This is a genomic window from Microbacterium salsuginis (genome assembly GCF_012524205.1).
GTDB lineage: Bacteria > Actinomycetota > Actinomycetes > Actinomycetales > Microbacteriaceae > Microbacterium > Microbacterium salsuginis.
Window position 1 is genome coordinate 276704 of sequence record NZ_JABACI010000001.1, and the last position, 19456, is coordinate 296159.

The window sequence follows — 19456 nt, forward strand, 5'->3', positions numbered from 1 at the left end:
GGCAAGACGGGGATGGGCGAATGACTCCGACGAACCTAGATGAAGCCAGTCTCGAAGAGATCATCATCGCGCAGATGGTGGCCGACGGCGGCGCGCCTGGCTGGGTACAGGGCAACCCGAAGAGCTTCAATGCCGCATACTGCCTCGACCTCGCCGTCTTTCGCGGGTTCATCCGCGAGACCCAGCCCGCGCTCATCGACGTGCTCGACCTCGATGGCGACTCGCCGACGACGCACAAGTTCCTCGCGAGACTCCAAGGCGAGATCACCAAGAACGGCATCGTCGCCTGCCTGCGGGGCGGCATCGACCACGGGCAGCACCACATAGATCTCTACTACCCGACTCCGACGGTGCAGAACGCCAAAGCCGCGGTCCAGTTCGCTCAGAATCGGCTGACTGTTACGCGACAGGTGCACTACAGCTCGAAGGAGACGGGCAAATCGCTCGATCTCGTCGCGTTCATCAACGGGCTGCCGATCGTGACGTTCGAGCTCAAGAACCAGATCACCAACCAAACGGTCGAAGACGCAATCAAGCAGTACAAGACCGATCGCGACCCGCGGGAGCCGATCTTCGCCTTCGGGCGCTGCATGGCGCACTTTGCCGTCGACGACCAGCACGTGCGCTTCAGCCCCAAACTCTCCGGCACGTCGTCGTGGTTTCTTCCGTTCGACCTGGGCAATAACGGCGGCGCAGGCAACCCGCCGAACCCGGACGGCATAATGACCGACTACCTCTGGAAGCAGGTGCTCGAGCCACGTAGCCTCGCCGGCATCATCGAGAACTTCGCGGCGATCGTCACGACGAAGGACCCCAAGACCGGCAAGAAGACTTCGTCCGCGATCTTCCCCCGGTTCCACCAGCTCGACGCGGTACGGAAGCTACTGGCCGACGTTGAAGCCCGAGGCTCCGGCATCCGCTATCTGATTCAGCACTCGGCAGGCTCTGGCAAGTCCAACTCGATCGCTTGGCTCGCCCATCAACTCACAGGCGTCGAGCACGAGGGCGTGCGTGCATTCGACTCCGTCATCGTGGTGACCGACCGGGTAATCCTCGACAGTCAGATCCGCGACACCATCAAGGGCTTCACGCAGGTCAAGTCCACCGTGCAACACGCAGACAGCTCGAAAGACTTGCGCAACGCGATCGAGGCGGGCAAGAAGATCATCATCACAACCGTGCAGAAATTCCCATACATCGTCGAGGGTCTGCAGGGTGCGCAGCGCGAGAAGCGCTTCGCGATCATCATCGACGAAGCACACTCCAGCCAGGGTGGCAAGGTGTCGGCGGCGCTCGCACAGGCCCTATCGAAGGATGGGTTGGATGCAGGAGTGGAAGACACCGAAGATGCGCTCAATCGGCTCATGGAGTCGAAAAAGATGCTGCCGAACGCGTCCTACTTCGCCTTCACCGCGACGCCAAAGAACAAAACGCTCGAGACCTTCGGGCACCCGTTCACCGTCGACGGTGTTGTGAAGCATCGCCCATTCCACAGCTACACCATGCGGCAGGCAATCGAAGAGAAATTCATCCTCGACGTGCTCGCCAACTACATCCCAGTAGACACCTACTACAAGCTCGTAAAGACTGTAGAGGACGACCCAGAGTTCGACGCGAAGCGCGCCTCAAAGAAGCTGCGAACCTACGTGGAGGGCCAGAAGCACGCGATCAGGCAGAAGGCCGAGATCATGGTGGACCACTTCGACGCGCAGGTGGTGAAGCCCCGCAAGATCGGCGGGCAGGCGCGCGCGATGGTAGTTGCCGGTTCGATCGCGCGGGCCATCGACTACTTCGAGGCGGTAAGTGCATACCTCGTCGAGACGAACCGGCCGTACAAGGCGATCGTCGCGTTCTCGGACTTTACCAACGCCGAAGGTGCCAAGATTACCGAGGCCAATTACAACGGTTTCCCGAGCTCAGAGATCGCTACGCGCATCCAGGAGGATCCGTACCGGGTCCTGATCTGCGCGGACAAGTTCCAGACCGGCTATGACGAGCCACTACTGCACACGATGTACGTCGACAAGACACTGTCCGGGGTGAAGGCCGTGCAGACATTGTCAAGACTCAATCGCGCGCACCCGCAGAAGCATGACTGCGCCGTGCTCGACTTCGCAAACGATGTCGACACCATCCAGTTTGCGTTCCAGGACTACTACCAGACCACAGTGCTCGCCGACGAGACCGATCCTGACAAGCTCAACGACCTCGCCGCAGATCTCGTCAAGGCTGCGGTATTCACGCAAGAGCGCGTCGACTACTTCGTCGAGCGCTACCTGGCCGACGCCCCGATCAACGAGCTGCACGCACTACTCGACGCTTCGGTGGCCGAGTACGTCGAGACCATGGACGAAGACGAACAGATCGAGTTCAAGGGCGCTGCGAAATCCTTCGTGCGCACGTATGGGTTTCTGTCGGCAATCCTCCCTTACTCGAACGTCTGGTGGGAGAAGCTCTCGATCTACCTAGGCTTTCTCGTGCCGAAACTGCCTTCGCCCGAAGGCGAAGATCTCTCGGCGGGCGTGCTGGAGACCATCGATCTCGACTCGTTCCGGGTGGAGAAGCGCACCGCGATGGCGATCGCGCTCGCGGATGGTGAAGCCGAGATCGACCCTGTTCCGGGCTCCGGCGGCGCGGGCCGTCCCGAGCCCGAAATGGAGCGCCTGACCGAGATCCTGGCCTCGTTCAATGCGCTCTTCGGCAACATCTCCTGGCAGGACGAGGAGCGCATTCGGCAGAGGGTGACGGAGGAGGTCCCAGCCAAGGTCGCCGAAGACCCGGTCTACCAGACCGCGATGGCCAACAACGACGAAGCGAATGCCAAGGTGGCGATGGTCGATGCACTCGGCAAAGTAATGTTGAGCCTTGTCCAGGACGAGACGCAACTCTTCAAGGAGTACTCGGACAACGAGGACTTCAAGAAGTGGTTCGAGAACGCGGTCTTCCGCGCGACGTACCGAAAGAGTGCCTGACCCAGGACCCCGGCATATACTTGCGCCCCACGGCGCAGCGTCACCCCCAGTGATCTGCCTGGTAGCCGATCATGTCGTCTCCGTGGAGCTGCTTGGTGGCATTGCCTATGCGGACCCAGAAGTCCGTCGCACCTGCGCCTCCTTCCAACGGCTTGGCGAACACGGGCTTGCCGGAGGCGGCCACCGAAACGACGCATACGTCGTCATCACCTGCTCGCTCATACCGGATCCGGACAATCCCTGCGGTCTGGATCGAGAGGCCGTTGTCAAGTTGCTGTCGCAGGAAGAGTTCGTAGCCATCCCGATTGGCCTTGCTCCCAAGAGTCTGCAGGTCCGCACTAAGTCCCAGGACGTTCGCGTCGTCATCGACTCCGATCAAAAGCGATCCGCCTTCTGCATTGAGAAATCCGCAGACGGTCTTTGTAATCACGTGCTCCATCTTCTTGTCGGGCTGGCCCGAGTGAAGATTCCACCGCGCCGTGGACTTGTATTCCACAGTTTGAGATTCACCGACAGCTAGGAGATCCGCGAGAGCGGCCGACCTGCCGTGCGGAGTCCCCTTTTCCTCCAGTCGAGCGAAGCCATCCCGCACTACTTTCGCGATTAGGTCGCGACGCCGCTCAAGGAAGGTCGGATAGTCCAGTTGTTCCCAGCCGATCGGGAGGGCGTGCCAATGAGCTTGCCTCTTCAGTCTTTCAGGGTCGGTGGTCGCAGTCATCGCATGCCAATAGTCCCTTGGATCGTCGGCGCTGATGGTGGCGTTCTCGGGCCAGTCCAGGAAGGCCATGTTCGCGATCGCGTTCACTTGACGCGTGTTTGTCACGCCTGTGGCCGAAAGGAAGGCCTTTGGGAAGAGGTGGTGACGTTCGATCGAACGTGGCGCCGCAACTGTGGGATCGAGCAACTCCCTGATCCGCAGATCGCTAAACAGCAACTCGGCATCCAACAAGTTCAGCGCTGCCCAGTACGCAAACAGGACCGGGGACCGCGCTGACGAAGTGTCGAGGCGGTTCGGCAGGGAGATCTCCCAGTAGTCGCCAGTGAAGTTCGAGCGCACGATCCGGTCGAGCTCCTCGCAGAACGCATGACCATCCCCGGGTGCCAAGTCGGCGATACGGCCCAGGTCAGCCTCGATGGCGCTCTCCGGCGATGACGTGTAGCGACCAGTCGTGTGGGCCATGAAGAACCACCGAGCGATTACTGATCGGAGCGTCTTGAGGTCGAGGCCAAAGTCTCGCTTTCCGATAAGCCACAGAACGTACGTGTAGATCAGAGCGTTCTCCGATGTCACCATGCGGCGGCTACGGAAACCTGCGTGGGTCAGGCACTTGAGAAACTCATGCCAGTTGGTGAGGTCTATCACCTCGTCCTGCGCCCGTCGTAGTGCCTCGAATTGGGCGGTACGACGCTCGGGCGAGACGTCGCCTGTCTCCAGGTCCTTTCCACGCAGGATGTTGTAAACGTGCTGCAACCGTCCTCGGCGGAACGCCAAGCCAACACTCGCTCGGAGTAGTTGGTCAGGGCTCGGGTCGATGAAGGCGTTCTTGGGCGAGGCACCACTCACCTTGGCGTCGACCACATTGCGGCAGAACCTTTCGAGCTCTCTCCGCCCCGCCTCCCAATGCACTGACATCAGTGTGAGGATGAAGTCGGCTTGTTTGAGCTGTACGCCCTCGGAGTTGATGCGGACGAAGATGTCGGCAACCTGTTCTTCGTCGGCGCCAGAGTTCAGCTCGACGACCTGAAATCGGAAGTTCTGCAGGTCGTAGACGCGGTCGATCCTGTCCTCGAGCGCGTCCTCTTCTTCTTGCGTAAGCTCAACGCGCCTACTCTCCGCGAGTCGTGAAAGAAAGCTCCGAACGGTCGGCCGATAGCCGCCATGCCATAGCGCCGTGATGTCGGGGAGGAACTCAGGGTCTTTCTCGATCGCAGCGTCGGTCACCTCGAACGTCTCGTCGGCGGGACGGAACGCAACGCGGATGCGCTTCTCTTCGAACGACTTGGTCAGGACAGGTTTGCCGGTGAGAACTGCATAGAGCGACGTCAGGCGCTGCTGGCCATCCACGATAAGGAGCTTCGCCACTCTTGCATTGTCTCCGCCCCCAACCTGTCGCGTTCCGACCTCAGCTCCGGTCTCCCAGAACATGAGTGTCCCGACGGGATAGCCCCGGTAAAGCGAGTCGAACAGATCGCGCGTCTTCGCCGATGACCAGACGAACGGCCGCTGGATATCAGGCAGTGCGATGTTGCCGTGCTTGATGTCCTCCACGAGGTGAGTCAGCGAGTAACCGGTGTCGCGGTAGAGAGTCGGGGCCACAGAAGATCCAATCCTTGGTTGTGACGCTTGATGTTCAGCCGTCTTACGCCCACTAGCCAGGGCACCAATTGCGGACCATCGTTCGTCCACCGATCGTTGCCACTTTACGATGCCATGTGTGATGTGACGGCTGGAGACAACGAACGGGCGGGTGTTGGCGGTGTTCTCACGGACTGCGTTGTGGCGCCTCGACAGGAACCCGGTTATCTTGAGCCGAACCCGCTTGCGCGAGCGCGGCTGTCCGGATGCGTAGCTCGGTGATCTGCGCTTGCGTTGCTCCTGAGTGAATAAGGCTTTCGAGTTCGTCGAGCGATCTCCGAGCTAGCTGGACTGCGAGCTCGCCTAGAGTCACCGTGTCGTCGACATCCGCAATCGCAGATTCGTAGTTCGCCACAAGCTCCGCCGGATCAGGTATGGATGCAGTCGCCTTGGCGAGCGCATCGTTCCATGCACTGAGTAGTGCGGGATCCTCTGAGATGGCAGCAGGCGTCGCACGAGAAATGACGGCTCGCGCTTGCGAGCGCATGAGCCACGCATCGGCGAGCCCGGTCTTGAGTTGGAGACGCTGGCTACGAGATCCGCGAACCTGCGTCTCGAGTCGATCGAGTATCACGCGGAGCTCTCGCCGAGTCCTCTTCAAGTAACCCCAGGGCAGCCGGGCTCGCAGAATCCATGCAATGTCCGTAAGCAAGCTGTTGGCGATCCCCGCGAGCGGAATAGCGAACACCGTGGATAGGGCGGCCACGACAACCACGATGGAGAACCAATAATCGAACGCATTGACAGTGCCGAGCGGGATTGCGCTGAGCGCCAGTATCTCAAGTCCGAGCATCGAGATACCGAGCACAGTGAACACTAGGCCCCACCCCGCTCGGCGCGCGCGCCGGTTGAAGCTCTCTTCCGATTCCGAAAGACGATGTGCTACCAGACGAGCTTCGATCACAAGCGGTATGGCCAATACAGGAACGATCTGCGCGATGGCGGCCCAGTAGGCAGACCCAAGCGATTGGACGAGCTCCGTAGCCACTCCCGAAGACTAGCGAGTTCAACGCGAATCATCGCTGAGCGCTCGACGGAGAGATACTCCGACCCAGCGCACGACCCGCGAGACTAACTGCAATGCACGCAGGCACCCTGGGTGGGCGACACCATTTGATACCAGCCACCTGCAGTTACCTGCATCCCAGAAAAATACCTGGATAAGTGGCAAAACACACTCTACTCTGGCGCCATGCGAGGAGGCCTCGAGCGCTGGAAGCGAGGTGTCGACTCCAGAGGGGTTCGACAGGCGATCGGCTACGCGCTCATCGGCACCTGCGACGCCCACCTGCACCACTCCCCCGGCGTTGACGCGCTCGAAGCGTACAGTGCGGCATCCGATTCGACCGTCTCGCGATTCATCGTCGCGAGCGGCAGGATCGGCAAAGACGAGCTCACCGCCGGCGGCCTTCGCGTCTGGCTCACCGGACACGACCCGGTCACCGGCGAAGAGCGCGGCCTTCAGCGGCTGAGCCCCGACGCCGACCTTCTCCTCGACGGAACGATCAACCACCCGAAGTCGTACAGCATCGCCGCGCTGCTACATCCCGAACTCGCCGCCGAGTTCGAAGCGCTCCAGGACCGGCTGCGTGACCGCATCCTGCTCACGTGGCAGACGGAGCTCAACGCGCGGCGCGGGCATGGCGGGCTTATCCGCGAAGACGTCACCCGCATCGAGGTCGTCGAGCTGCAGCATCGGCGCTCGCGCGCGCTCGACCCGCACATCCACCGTCACCTCTGGCTGAACATCAAGGTGCTCGGTGTGGACGGCAAGTGGTCGAACCTCGACTCGCGCGTCGCCATGAAGATGCACACCGTGGTGAACGCCGAGGGCGAGCTCGCCGCCCGCACCGATCCTGCCTGGATCGCCGCGCTCGCCCAGCACGGATACACGCTCGACGACACGGGCGAGATCGCCGAACTCGCCGGCGCCGTCCGCCCCGTCTCACGTCGGTCGGCACAGATCGAAGCCAACCGTGCGCGCCTGATCGCGGAGTGGTCGGCAGCGCACGGAGGATCGGCGCCGAGCGTGGAGGTGCTGCATCAGATCGATCGGCGCGCGTGGGCGGTGTCACGTCCGAACAATCCTGCCGAGCTCGATGAGGCCTCGTGGGAGGCGCGCGTCCGCGACGAGATCGCAGCGATCGATCCGAGTCTCGCCACCCCTCGCGCACCCATTCCGGTTGCTCCAGTAGATCCGCATGCCGTCGACCTAGATCTGCTTGCGGCACAGGCGGTCGTCGACGCGGATGAACGGTCCACCTCATGTGGCGGGCGATTCAGCATCTTCGACCTCCGCGCGGGCGCAATTCGCGCGCTCTCGCGCACGGGCGTCGTTGCGGAGCGCGACCGGCTCGACGGCGTGATCGCCGAGATCACGGAGCGCGCCACGCGTTCCGTCTATCGGCTCGTTGCGGATGATCCGCCCGCGCACGTCAAGGCGTTCATGGCGACCGATACCGTGCGTGCCAAGGTGCGTCTCGCCGGCCTCTTGGACGTGCTCGCCCGGCCGGGGCGCTCGCTGCTCCCCCGCGAGTTGCACCGGCTCACGCCGAACCAAGATCTGTCGATGTTGGATGCCTCGCAAGGCGTTGCGGCGTGCGCCATCGCCGGCACGGACGGGCTCGTGACTGTGACCGGCCCCGCCGGCGCGGGCAAGACGACGATGCTGCGCGCTGCGTTCGCGGCGCTCACGTCGCAGCGGCGACGGATGCTCGTTGTTGCCCCCACGCGGAAGGCGGCATCGGTGGCCTCTCGCGAGGTCGGGGCCGCGGCATCCAGTACTCATGCGCTGCTTTCGGATCATGGCTACCGATGGGGCACCGACGAGGCCGGTGCGAAGGTGTGGACCAGGCTGCGAGTGGGAGAGGTCGATCCCAGCACGGGCGCCGTGTACGGCGGACCAACGGAGTACGTGCTGCGCTCTCGCGATCGGATCGTCGTCGACGAAGCCGGCATGGTCGACGTGCAGACGGCGAACGTCCTCGTCGAGCTCGCGATCGAGCAGGGTGTCGGGCTGGCGTTCGTGGGCGACACGCATCAGGCGTTGCCAGTTGGACATGCTGGCGCGATGGGTTCTGCGATCCGGCACGCGAACGCTGCGGTCGAGCTCGACACGGTGCACCGGTTCCGTGATCCCGACTACGCGGCGCTCACGTTGCGGCTGCGGGATGCGGGCCATCGCGAGCGTGCGCTGGTGGTTGCGGGCGAGCTTGCCGAGCACGGTCACGTCGATCGGGTTGATCATCACGACGCGGCGCGTGAGCGGATGATCGGCGCGTACTTCCAGTGGCACGCGCGCGGCAAGCGGGCGGTGTTGGTTTCCGGTACCAATGCTGAGGCGGATGCGATCAACGACGCCATCCAGCAGCGGCGGGTCGATCGGGGCGAGCTGGATCTTTGCGCGGTCGCGTTGGGGATGGGAGAGCAGCGGATCCTCGTCGGGGACACCGTCCAAACTCGTCGCAACGACCGGCTCACGGGCGTCGAGAATCGCGCGCAGTGGATCGTGCGCGGCATCCGTGAATCGTTCGTCGATCTTGTGTCGGTGGGTGACAGCGGCGAGGTGGCGCGTGTGACGCCCGAGTACGCGCGCGAGCACCTGCAGCTCGCCTACGCCTCCACGGTGCACGGTGTGCAGGGCGACACCGCCGACGCGTCGGTGGTCGGGCCGGATGTGGATGCCGCGGGACTTTACGTGGGCCTCACCCGCGGGCGCGTGCACAACGTCGCGATCGTCGTCGCGCGGACGGATGCCGCGGCCCGCGAGTGCCTCGCCGAGTCGATGCAGCGCGGCGCTTCGGAGTTGACGATGCAGGACGCCGTGCGCGCGGCCCAGGCGGAGATGCGTCGCGCGGCGAGGAACCGGCAGGCGGCGATGGCTACGGGGCCGGTGGTCGGGGCTCCGGGTGCGGGGCGCGGGATCGGGATGTAGAGGCGCTCGGTGGCAGAGCGCTCAACGACGAAAGACTCGGGCGGGCTCTTCGGTCACAATCAGCGCGCGTTCGCCCTCGCCTACAAACTCTCTCGCTCGTTGGCCCGAGGGACCGTCTCACGGGCGGAGCCTCCGGCATTGGTGCGGTCGCGCGGCGTATGGCGGGATGCGGCCGTCCAACAGTCGCCTGTATCGACCAAAGGTCCAACGCCGCGACACCGCGTTCAGCCGGCAATCGTGCCCAATCTGGGTGGTTAAGGGTCTCGTCTCCTCGACACACTCGGCTATTGAGCAGCTGCCGAGAGGGCGTCGTGATACCGATGTTCATGCGGGCTCCGCTCGCAGGGTCATAGAAATCGCACGTCATACGCGCACAAGAGCGCCGACGTCGCCCAAGCACCGCTGGAGTCAGGTTGCGTATCACCAAGGTTGAATTTCAGCGGTTCAAGCAATTCCGTGAGGCGAGCATTGCGTTTCGGGAGGGATTGACGATCGTGGCCGGGGGGAACAACTCTGGCAAGTCTTCGTTGCTACAGGGACTCGCAGTATGGGAGTTCTGCAAAGTAGCCACAGTTGCGCAACGCGGCTCGTCTCGGTTGCGCGAGGATCGCGAGAGCTCTCAGGGGTTTGGGCTGGGCGACGACGAGTTCTCGCCGATCAACATCCCCTCGCTCAAACATCTCTGGAGCGACCTACGCTCTCAGAAGGGTGAGGACGATCCCGATGGGTACACGCTTCAGATCACTCTCCACTGGCAGGATGACGCAGACGCCGACTGGCATCTGGGGTTTGGACTCGCGCTCGCTAACGATCGCCTTTTCATCAAGGTCGCCAAGTCGAATCTGACGGCGACTGCCGATATCCCCGTTCTCGCCTACCTGCCTCCGTTCGCGGGCATCAGCGCGCGGGAGGAGCGTGTACGAGGGGCAGTCCGGCGTCGACGCATCGGCGAAGGACTTGCGGGCGCTGTACTGCGGAATCTCCTCCTCGACATGCGCGATTCCAACCTCGCGACGCGCGAGCGACTGCGGGGAATCAAGACGAAGATCTCCGATGCCGACCTGCGGTCGCTCAGGGCTACCGATACTTGGGAGCTCCTCCAACAGACGATGCGAGACGTGTTCGGCGCTGAGATCGCCCTCCGCGACTTCGATGAGGAGTATCACACCTATATCCAGGCTTCCGTCGATCGAGGAACAGTGAGCGGATACAAGCTCACCCGGTTCCCCAAGTACACCCCTCGAGATCTCATGGTCGAGGGGAGCGGGTTTCTGCAGTGGCTCAGCGTCTACACGCTCGCGACCTCACCCGAGGTCGACGTACTCCTGTTCGATGAGCCGGACGCTCACCTCCATGCCACACTCCAGGCTCAGCTCGTGGATCGACTAGGGGGCCTGGCCAAGCACACAGGCAAGCAGGTCCTGCTCGCGACGCACTCACCAGAAATCATCCGCGAAACGGCTCGAACGAAGATCCTGGAGGTACAAGGCGGTGGGAAGCACCGTTACCTCAAGACCGAAGACCAGAAGGTCGGGATGATGCTCGGGATCGGCTCGCTATACGCCCCCCGGCTCGACGGGATTCGGAGCACCAAGCGCGTTTTCTTCTTTGAGGGCAGCTCGGATATTGCGGTACTTCGCGAAGTAGCGCGGGTGCTTACGCTTGAGTGGCCAAACCATCTGCCTGAGTGGCAGACGACGCAGAGTCACAAGGAGAGGCGGATGATCTGGCGTGCGCTCCGCGCCGAGTTCGGCGAGGTGCGTGCGCTTAGCCTCAGGGACCGCGACGACGAACCACCTAACACCGTCGGAATCTCGCTCGAGGATAAAGCTGATTCACATGGAGAAGCCGACTTCCTCTCGAGGAAGTGGCGCCGGCGCTACTTGGAGTCTTATCTGATCGTGCCTGCGGCGATCGCACGCGCGACTGGTCGCGCGGAGGTCGACGTGAAGTCAGTGCTGAAGGATGACTTCTCGCTGGTGATCAAGCGAGGGACATACGTCAAGACCTCCGTGGCTGCCCCTCTCGTTGATCTAAGAGGAAAGGAAGTGCTCCAGCAGTTCGGACTATCGGCTGTTGCCGTCGCCAAGCGAATCGAGCCAGATGAGGTTTGCGCCGACCTCGAGCTCATGACCCGAGAGGTGTGTGGGTTCGGCTGACCGCACGCTGACGCCCGCTTCCGGCCGCGAGTACACCCGAAGGCTGACAGCCCAACCGTGCGCTCTCGACGAGTGCCTTCAAGGTTCAAGCCTCAGAGTGTGCACAGCCAACGAGAGTCCGGGATGTCGCCGCAATGACGCCGTATCCCGTTGCTCGAGAGAACTTCGAATGTCACTTCAGGCGCCGTTGAGGGGAAGAAACACGGCCGCCTTGCTTTCACGCGAACCCGCGTGTGGGAGCGTAAAGAGGTGGACTCCGGTCGCCGGGGACAAGAGTTGGGCGCCGAGCAAGGAGACCATCACTCCGGCCGCGGCGGCGACGTCCGAGGCTGACCCATGGAACGTTGGGATGGAGCAACCGCGGGTGGGTATAAGGAAGCCGTGCGTGCCCGCGGACCACATGGAGTGATAGTCCTCGAGAGTCGGATCATCCAAGACGATGCGTCCCGCCATCACATCGAGTTCGGACATGGAACTAGTGGATCTCGCAGGCTTCATGAGCACCATTCCCATGGATGCGGTGCGCGGGTCGACTGCTACCTGCGCTACCAGCGTGCTCTTAGAAACAGCGGCGAGAGCTTGGCTGTTCGCGAGATTGACGGTCGCATCGATAATGAGATCAATGTCCTTGAGCTCGAGCGACTCGCTGTCCGCGAGCATCTCGACGTCGAGATCGTCGCGGATGGCGCGGAGACGGGAAACCAGCGCAGATTGCTTGGTCGCGCCGACGTCTCCTTCGGCGTAGTTCTGCCGGACAAGGAGCCCGCCGGAGATCACGGCTGGGTCTGACAGCACAATCCTCTTCACGCCTGCTCGCGCGATGAACTCGGCGATCCACGAGCCCAGGCCTCCGCAGCCGAGGAGGAGCACGGTGCGTCCGGCGAATGCGGCGGTAGGTCGGGCTGAGTCGCGACGCGTCGTCACGGAGGGCCGTTCGTCGGATACGCGCCACCATTCGATCTCCGGATCCCTTGGATCAGCTCCCGAGCGAAGTGCGTCTGCAGCTGCCACGGGAAGCGCGCCGACGAGGATATGAGGGGCGCCTCCTGCAGGATGCGGTACTCGGAGGATGAAGGGCTGCGGCGAGTTTTCCGGGTTCCTCTTCGCGGCGGCGATGAACATGTCCCACAGTGAGTCTCGCTTCGCAGGCATGCCGGGCTGTGGCTGCCCAGCGCGACTTAGAGTGGGGTCGTCTAGAACGGTGGAGAGCCCGAGAACGGTGGTGCCGGTTCCCAGGGGTAGCGGCGCGGGGGCGGTGACTACCGGCGCGCGGAGGCTGTCGGTGGAGTCGATGAGCTTGAGGTCGAATCGGTGGCTATTTCTGGGCGCGAGCGAAACCCGAGCGATTCCGTCGGCGAGTTCGTCGCGGATGACGACTGTCGGGGCGGATTCCGTGGCGTGACTTGTTCCGCCGACGGCGTGGAACAGTGATGAGTGCGGGTCGAACTTTCCGGCCGCGGCCGATTCGAACCAACCCCAGAGGCGGTTGAGGAACCCCGTGGCACTGTCGTCCGGGTTCCACTCTCGATCCGGGTCGAGGTAGATGCATAGAACACAGCCGTTGAGCACGTGCGGGTATCCGACGAACCTCGGGTGGGTGACTTGGGCCGACGGGGGCTGCGCTCGCTCCCTCGGGATCGTGATCTCGACGACCTCGGTGTTGTCGAGCTCGAGCCCGCCTTCGCCGTGAACCAGGCCCGCGGTGTGGATCGCGAGTTGGATCGGCAGCTCGCCGGCATCGGAGAGCTTGCGCCGCTCACGGATGACGACAAGATCCGGATGTGCACGCGCGGCCGAGTCGAGGTCGGCGAGGAACTGGTCCTGCCACGGTGAACGGCGGGCGGGGGGACTCAACCGGCGCGTCCCGAGAGGCTCGTCGACGCGGGAGCGGACTTTGGTTCGCCGAACGGCGTGCTCGACTCGGATGTCGTCGGCGCCTTGAATCCATTCCCGAACAGCGCCTGCCACTTCGAGACGCTGTCGTCCTTATCGGTCGAGCGGTACGAGGCGTCCATGTCTGCGGCGTAGGTGTGGATCCGGTCGCGGAAGTTCGCGTAGGTCTCCTGCGTCCACCGGTGGTCGAAGCTGGCACCCGAGCCCGACGGGTCCATGATGACGGGCTTGGTGGGGTTCGCTTGAAGGTATCCGTCGAGATCGCTGACGATGTGCAGCAGCGCGGTCGGAACGTTCTTGTAGTAGCCCGAGTCGCCAAAAGTGCGGAACGCACTGACCTGCTCACCGAGCAGCGTGGTGAGGATGACTGATCGGGTGCCCTTGAAGGATCCCCGGTGGTCGCGCAGGAACTTCATGAGGCGGATGACCCGTCGGAGGTTGCCGCCTGCAATGGTGTCCTTCTCCTTCATCCACGCGGTGAACCCCTCAGGGTCTGTCAGTTCCCAGTTGTTATCCTCGTAGTTCGCGACGTATTCGATGCCACCCCGCGTGATGGCGGGAACGATGTCGATGTGGCACGAGTTCGCGTAGACGACGCGCACGCACCGGTTCTTCCGGTTCACGGTCATCTTCCCGTAGACGGGGCTCCGCATCAGAGCCGACTTGACGTTGGTGAGGAAGTCCTGCGCAGACCATTCCGTGTCGTCTTCGAGGTAGAGCATGAAGTCGGCGTCGAACTCGTTGTCCCCGACCGGGTTGATGATGGTCCGGTGTGCCCACGATCCCTGCTTGCTCATGCCGAGGACGCGCGGGCCGAGCTCGGTGTCGCCCTCAAGTGCGGAATAGATTTTGGCAACACGGTCGTCGAGCGTGTCGAGCCGGAACTGACTCAGGTTGACCGTGTCTCGGAGCAATACTCCGAAATGATCCTCGAGCTGCATGACGGGACCCCTTCGATTCGAACTTTCATCCCCAGCACCGCCGATGAATCACAACGGTGTAGTTCCTATGATATAGAGGGCCTCAGACATTGAGATGGGGAACGCATGACGCGTAGGAACACACTGGTCGCGAGGTCACGCATCGGTGAGCCGGTGATCCGAGAGATCTGGGTTCGCGCGGCTGGCCGGTGTGTGCTGTGCTCCGCCTACCTTGTCGGAGGGGGCCGCACGTTCTTCCACCACATCCCCCACGGACAGGTAGCTCACAACGTGGGCGCGACTCAAGGAAGGAAGTCGCCGCGCGGAAAGTCGACACTCACCCTCGACGAACGTGCCCTGCCGGAGAACTTGCTGCTCCTTTGCCACCAGTGCCATCGCATGGTCGACGACGTCGGGGCAGAAAAGATCTATACCGAGGAGTACCTCGCTCGACACAAGCGCGATCACGAGGATCGCGTTCGCAAGGTCACCAACTTCGCCACGGTCACTCAAACCGCAGTCGTTCGCGTCACAGGCAGAATCCGCGGCACACTCTCACCGGCAACCGACCGACAGGTCGGCGCAGCACTCCACTACGAGGATCTACGGCCCGCGGGCGAGCACCCCCGCGACGCCGAGTACATCGTGTCCATCGACTCCGACGACACCGACCCCTGGGTGTGGGAAGAGGGCATGAAGAAGATCGCGGCCAAGCTCGCCGGGCTTCGCGACTCCCCCTACCCCACCGTCGCCGTCTTCGCGATGGCACCGATCCCGCTCCTGGTGTTCCTAGGGTCGCAGCTCGATGACAAGGCCGACATCCGAGTGTTCCCCCGATTCCGTGACGCGGAAGACCTCGCGTGGTGCTGGCGGAACGAACCGCTCACCCCGGCCACCTTCGAGGTCTCACCGGGCAGCAACGCCGATGCCCAGGCCCAGGACGTGATCGTGACGGTGAGCGTGTCGGCACCGGTCGATGTGAGCCGAGCACCGGCGGATCTACTGGACCTTCCCCGCGTCACGCTCACTGTCGAGAACATCGGTCCAGACTCCATCCAGACGAAAGCGGACCTCGCCGCGTTCGCCTCAGCGTGGCGCCGCGCCCTGGCCACTGTCGAATCCGACTATCCGAATTGCGAGCGTATTCACCTCCTCGCAGCGGTCCCCGTGGTCGCTGCCGTCGCCAGCGGCCAACACCACATGCGTGACGCCCAGCCACAGCTCGTCGTATATCAGCGGACCGCTGAACAGTACATGGAAGCGCTCAGAGTCGGCTGACCGCAAGCCGAACGCACAGCGCCGCCGCTTTCCGGCAATTTCTGGGATCGTCCTACCCGTTCTACAGCTCCAGGGGGCGCTTCACGTGCAAGCGGCGCTCAGAGCTCGCGTGGAACCACTGCACCCTCATCGACCAGCAACAAGAGAACGAAGAGGGGTCCCGAATCGGCGTTGCTCGCAGGCGGATCGGGTCGCGACGCGGTGACGAGATCAGGCAGGATGTCTCCAGGCCGCAACGGAAGGACGCTCGTGGAGAGCCTTAGCGTGTTCGTGGGGCGGCGGCGGTGCTCCTGGGCGCACTCATCGCCGGCGGATTCAGTCTCCTCATCCCACACCTTCAAACCAGGAGAGACCACCAGCGATGGCTTCGCGAATCACGTCTCGACGCGTACGGGGAATACCTTGCCTCGATCGACCTCTGGATGCAGGCGTCGACCACTAGATGGCTGGAACACCAGCATGGCGAACCGGTGATGGATAGGGGCGCCTATGCGCTTCGGCTCAGCGAACTAGAAGACGCAGTCGCGCGTTCGCAATCGCGGGTGTACCTCGTCGGTCCCGATCCGGTGAGAATCGTGGCATCGGAGTACCACCACGTTGTATTGGATCGCATCGAGGCGACAGAGGCAGCTGCGTCGCTCGACGCGGCTGCCCAAGTCGATCTCGGGCCGTTACGCGAGGCCCGAGGACTACTCCTCGGGGTAATGAATCGCGTGCTCGGAATCTCTCCAGTCTGACGCGAATGTCGAAGGGGATTTGCGCCGCACGCCCACGCCCATCCCACGTTCAATGTCTGGATAGGGATCCCCTGACCGCGATTAGCCCCCGTGCGGGCATCCAGATCACTACGCTTTGGCCCATGCCCGAATACAGAAACGCGGACGGCCAGCAGATCACCGAAGACGAAGCACTCGCTCTACCTCAGTTTCAGACCTTCTCGATCACCTGGGAGGACGGCCGCTCCGTCGAATGCATCGCAAATAGCGACGGTTCGTGGACGGTCGGTCACCGTTCGAGCGGCGAGTTCAAGTACTACGGCGCAGTGCGTCGCGAGGACGGTCTGTACCGCCCCGCTGACATCGTCTACATGAAGCCGCAGGAGACATTCTCAGCGGCGGCGCGCAAGTACCTCTAGAGACCGGCTGGGGGCGGCCCGCCATCTGACGCGGATGCCAGTGCGTCAACGACGCAGATATGCGGATGGGGCATCCCTCGTGCCACGCACATGCGCGTGCGGCGATTGACTGAGCGCGCCGCCTGACTCGCCAGCGGCGCGTCCGGCAGTGGGTGGTACGACCCGGCTACGGTTCACATGTGACTCACAAACCCGCAACCAAGAGCGTGATGTTCAAGGTTGTGTCGCTGGAGGACTCAATCCTGCCGGTCCCGCTTCGCTTCCCGCCGCCGTACGCAGACCTGTCAACAAATCCCCAGGCGTTCGCCTACAACTGGCAGTTGTTGGAGCACGCGTTTCGCCTGCCGAAGCCGTCAAGCTTCCCGCCTTACGAGCGAACGTTCGAGCCGTCCGACCTGGCCGCAGTTCGCCGCTACATCGCTGCGTGCCGCCGTCTCGCGGGCTATTCGTTCGTCAGTTTTGCCGAGGGGATGACGGTCGACACTAAGAACGGCACGACGAAGCTTGAGACGAACTTCGCCTCGTTCGAGTCTCTCAGCGCGTACGCGGTCTTGTTCCGTCAGATTCACGAGCAGCGAGAGGGTGCCTCGTTTCGCGTCGTCCACTCCATCTTGAATCGATACGCAAGGATGACTCCCGAGGACGCGCATGACGACTTGCGTAAGGATCACCTGCGGGATTGGGGTCGGGCGGTCGGCAAGATAATGGCGACAATGCTCAAGCCCTACGTGGCACGACTGGTCGCAGATTCCTCCCACGTGATCGGCACCATCCCCACACCGGTTCCCCATGAGGATGTAAAGCCGCTTGAAGTCATGTCTCGGTGGAACTACGGCGAACTCATCCATTGGGGCGACAAGCGCTCGGACCTTGAATCGGCGCTCGGTCGCGACGAAGTGTGGACAGCATTGGAGCGGATGCACGTTGGCGAGTCGATGATTGGGCTCTCGCACCTCTACTTCGGGTTCTCGCAACTTGCGGCACGCGCTATCGAACGACAGGCCAACTAGCCAGCGGTCGCGGCTACGCCTGTCGGAACGCGGCAGAAGTCGATTCGGCAACTGTTACGCCGAAACTAGCTCACGCTTAATCTGCGAGAGTCGCAGGTCGATGCCATCGCGCTCCGCGTTGAGCTTCGCGACCTCGGCTTCAATAGCATCGGCGCGTAGGTGGTCGACGCCAAGGCACACCTGACGCAGGGTTCTTGGGAGCATGGGGAACGCACCGTAAGATCGCGCGCATTTGCCCGATTAGGGATCCTGAGCCGGCGTCTGATTAGCCCTCGTCTCGCGCAGTCCCCCGTCGACGGCCGCCGCCCGCTGTGTGAACGGTCCGCCGGACTTAGTCGGAATCGATCGGCCCGGGTGCTGTTGCTCAGTAGATCCGTCGAGGACGATGTGGAAGTTGTCGGTGAAGCGTCCGCGGAGCCTTGATGCCGATCTGGTTGACGCAGTCTGTGGCGATGTCGATTGCTGCCTGGATGAAATCCTTCTCACTGGCCGAAGGATCGACCGTATGCACCACCCTCCGGAATCGATTACCGGTTAGCGTCTTCGGACTCGTCTCGACGTCGTCCTTCTCGACGAATCGGAGCGGGATGCGCTTCCCCTCGGGCGGGTTCCATTCGACGCCGACCATCACTTCGACCTCGCCGGCTGGTCTTTGCTCAGCCGCAGCGTGCACCAGCGCGAGCAGTGCCCCCACGAACCCTTCGATCGCAGGTACCCGGACGGTCCATCCAGACAATCTGTCCCCCTTGGCGCCATGTCGGTGTCCACCCGCACGCCAGGCGAGACCGAGAGAACCGTCGTCGAAGATGGCGGCGTGAGCCTCTCGCCATTCCTCCGAGTCACTGTTCGCTGGCATCAGCCAGCTGCGCAGGCCCGGACGGTCGGAGTAGATCGCGACATCCTCCAGCGGGTGATACTTTTCGTTGCCGGCCAGCCACCATCGGGCCAGCAGGGTGGCCGAGAGCGCGATGGATGTCGCTTCATCGGAGTCTCGTCTTCCGGAGACCACTGACGGGGTGCGTGGGCGGGCGACGCCGACCAGCACTGCGCCTCGTTCTGGATTCAGTGTCTCAGCCATCTGCTCGTACAGGTCCTCGAGCTCGCGCTGCGCACGGCTCGCCGACTCGAAGCGCGCGCGGTACGCGGTCGCGATCTGACTCTCGCGCAGCCAGATCGTGTCGGCGTTGACTCGGAGCGGCACAGCAAACTTCTCGTTGTTGAAGAACATATGAGGGCTGTCTACGGTGGGAGGAACAACGATCACAACGGCCCGCGTCGGCTCCGCGCCCACCGCATAGGCTTTCACTCCCAGCACGGGAGGGGTGATGGCGTTCGTGCACAGTTGCTGAAGCGAGCGGTCGTAGTTCTCACTCAGCTCGCCCGCATCGGTACGCCCGATGGCCACCTTCTCTTGGTCTTCCACTCCGTAGACGAGCACACCCCCGCCAGCGTTGGCGAAGGCGGTGATGTCTTTCACAATGTCGTCCGAGCGCATCGCCTTCTGTTCAGGAAGTCGCGTCTTGAAGTCCAGCTCCTGACCCTCTTCGAGCTTCTGCGCGATGGTGGCGGCGATCATCGCGTCGGTAATCGGGCCGGGAGCTTCGCCAAGGAGGCGATGCAGCGGGGTGTAGAGCATGTGCTCATCGTATTGGTGGGGTTTCGCGACGGAGCGGATGACTTCAGTCGACGCAATCGATGCAATCAACCTCATCTGCGAGTCTCAGCAACAGCGGTCCGCGGCCAACGATGAGGTGGCGGATCCAGTGGGGAAAGGAGCGAGCGGACCGCGCCGCGCGAAA

At 62.8% G+C, this 19456-nt stretch carries 11 protein-coding genes; 6 read left to right on the forward strand and 5 right to left on the reverse strand.

Going from position 1 to position 19456, the window contains the following annotated elements:
* Positions 1–20: 20 nt before the first annotated feature.
* Entirely contained in the window at positions 21–2972 is a 2952-nt protein-coding gene (locus HF576_RS01300; protein WP_168910979.1) for a type I restriction endonuclease subunit R, read from the forward strand.
* A gap of 40 nt (positions 2973–3012) precedes the next feature.
* On the opposite strand, the gene HF576_RS01305 is transcribed toward HF576_RS01300, so the two are convergent.
* Entirely contained in the window at positions 3013–5289 is a 2277-nt protein-coding gene (locus HF576_RS01305; protein WP_168910980.1) for a GmrSD restriction endonuclease domain-containing protein, read from the reverse strand.
* Between the two features lie 166 nt (positions 5290–5455).
* On the reverse strand, positions 5456–6316 hold the full coding sequence (locus HF576_RS01310) for a hypothetical protein (protein WP_168910981.1): 861 nt from the start codon (positions 6314–6316) through the stop codon (positions 5456–5458).
* 204 nt (positions 6317–6520) lie between these two features.
* Between HF576_RS01310 and HF576_RS01315 the strand changes: the two genes are divergently transcribed.
* Together HF576_RS01315 and HF576_RS01320 are read left to right on the forward strand one after the other, a co-directional pair.
* Positions 6521–9262 carry an AAA family ATPase gene (locus HF576_RS01315; RefSeq protein ID WP_168910982.1) on the forward strand — a complete coding sequence of 914 codons (2742 nt, stop codon included), beginning with the start codon at positions 6521–6523 and terminating at the stop codon, positions 9260–9262.
* A gap of 413 nt (positions 9263–9675) precedes the next feature.
* On the forward strand, positions 9676–11421 hold the full coding sequence (locus HF576_RS01320; RefSeq protein ID WP_168910983.1) for an ATP-dependent nuclease: 1746 nt from the start codon (positions 9676–9678) through the stop codon (positions 11419–11421).
* 177 nt (positions 11422–11598) lie between these two features.
* On the opposite strand, the gene HF576_RS20665 is transcribed toward HF576_RS01320, so the two are convergent.
* Together HF576_RS20665 and HF576_RS01330 are read right to left on the reverse strand one after the other, a co-directional pair.
* Positions 11599–13389, reverse strand: a complete 1791-nt coding sequence (locus HF576_RS20665; RefSeq protein ID WP_168910984.1) for a ThiF family adenylyltransferase — start codon at positions 13387–13389, stop codon at positions 11599–11601.
* A complete protein-coding gene (locus HF576_RS01330) occupies positions 13272–14255 on the reverse strand; it encodes a nucleotidyltransferase (protein WP_168910985.1) in 984 nt (327 codons plus the stop codon). The genes HF576_RS20665 and HF576_RS01330 overlap by 118 nt, the downstream gene beginning before the upstream one ends.
* Positions 14256–14408: 153 nt before the next feature.
* Between HF576_RS01330 and HF576_RS01335 the strand changes: the two genes are divergently transcribed.
* The 3 genes from HF576_RS01335 to HF576_RS01345 all read left to right on the forward strand — a co-directional run bounded on the left by HF576_RS01335 (position 14409) and on the right by HF576_RS01345 (position 17657).
* Entirely contained in the window at positions 14409–15512 is a 1104-nt protein-coding gene (locus HF576_RS01335) for an SAVED domain-containing protein (RefSeq protein WP_168910986.1), read from the forward strand.
* A gap of 859 nt (positions 15513–16371) precedes the next feature.
* Positions 16372–16647 carry a hypothetical protein gene (locus HF576_RS01340; RefSeq protein WP_168910987.1) on the forward strand — a complete coding sequence of 92 codons (276 nt, stop codon included), beginning with the start codon at positions 16372–16374 and terminating at the stop codon, positions 16645–16647.
* 179 nt (positions 16648–16826) lie between these two features.
* Entirely contained in the window at positions 16827–17657 is an 831-nt protein-coding gene (locus tag HF576_RS01345; RefSeq protein ID WP_168910988.1) for a hypothetical protein, read from the forward strand.
* Between the two features lie 364 nt (positions 17658–18021).
* Here HF576_RS01345 and HF576_RS01350 read toward each other — a convergent pair whose 3' ends face one another.
* Complete coding sequence (locus tag HF576_RS01350) at positions 18022–19293, reverse strand: AlbA family DNA-binding domain-containing protein (RefSeq protein WP_168910989.1); 1272 nt, start codon at positions 19291–19293, stop codon at positions 18022–18024.
* Positions 19294–19456: the final 163 nt, after the last annotated feature.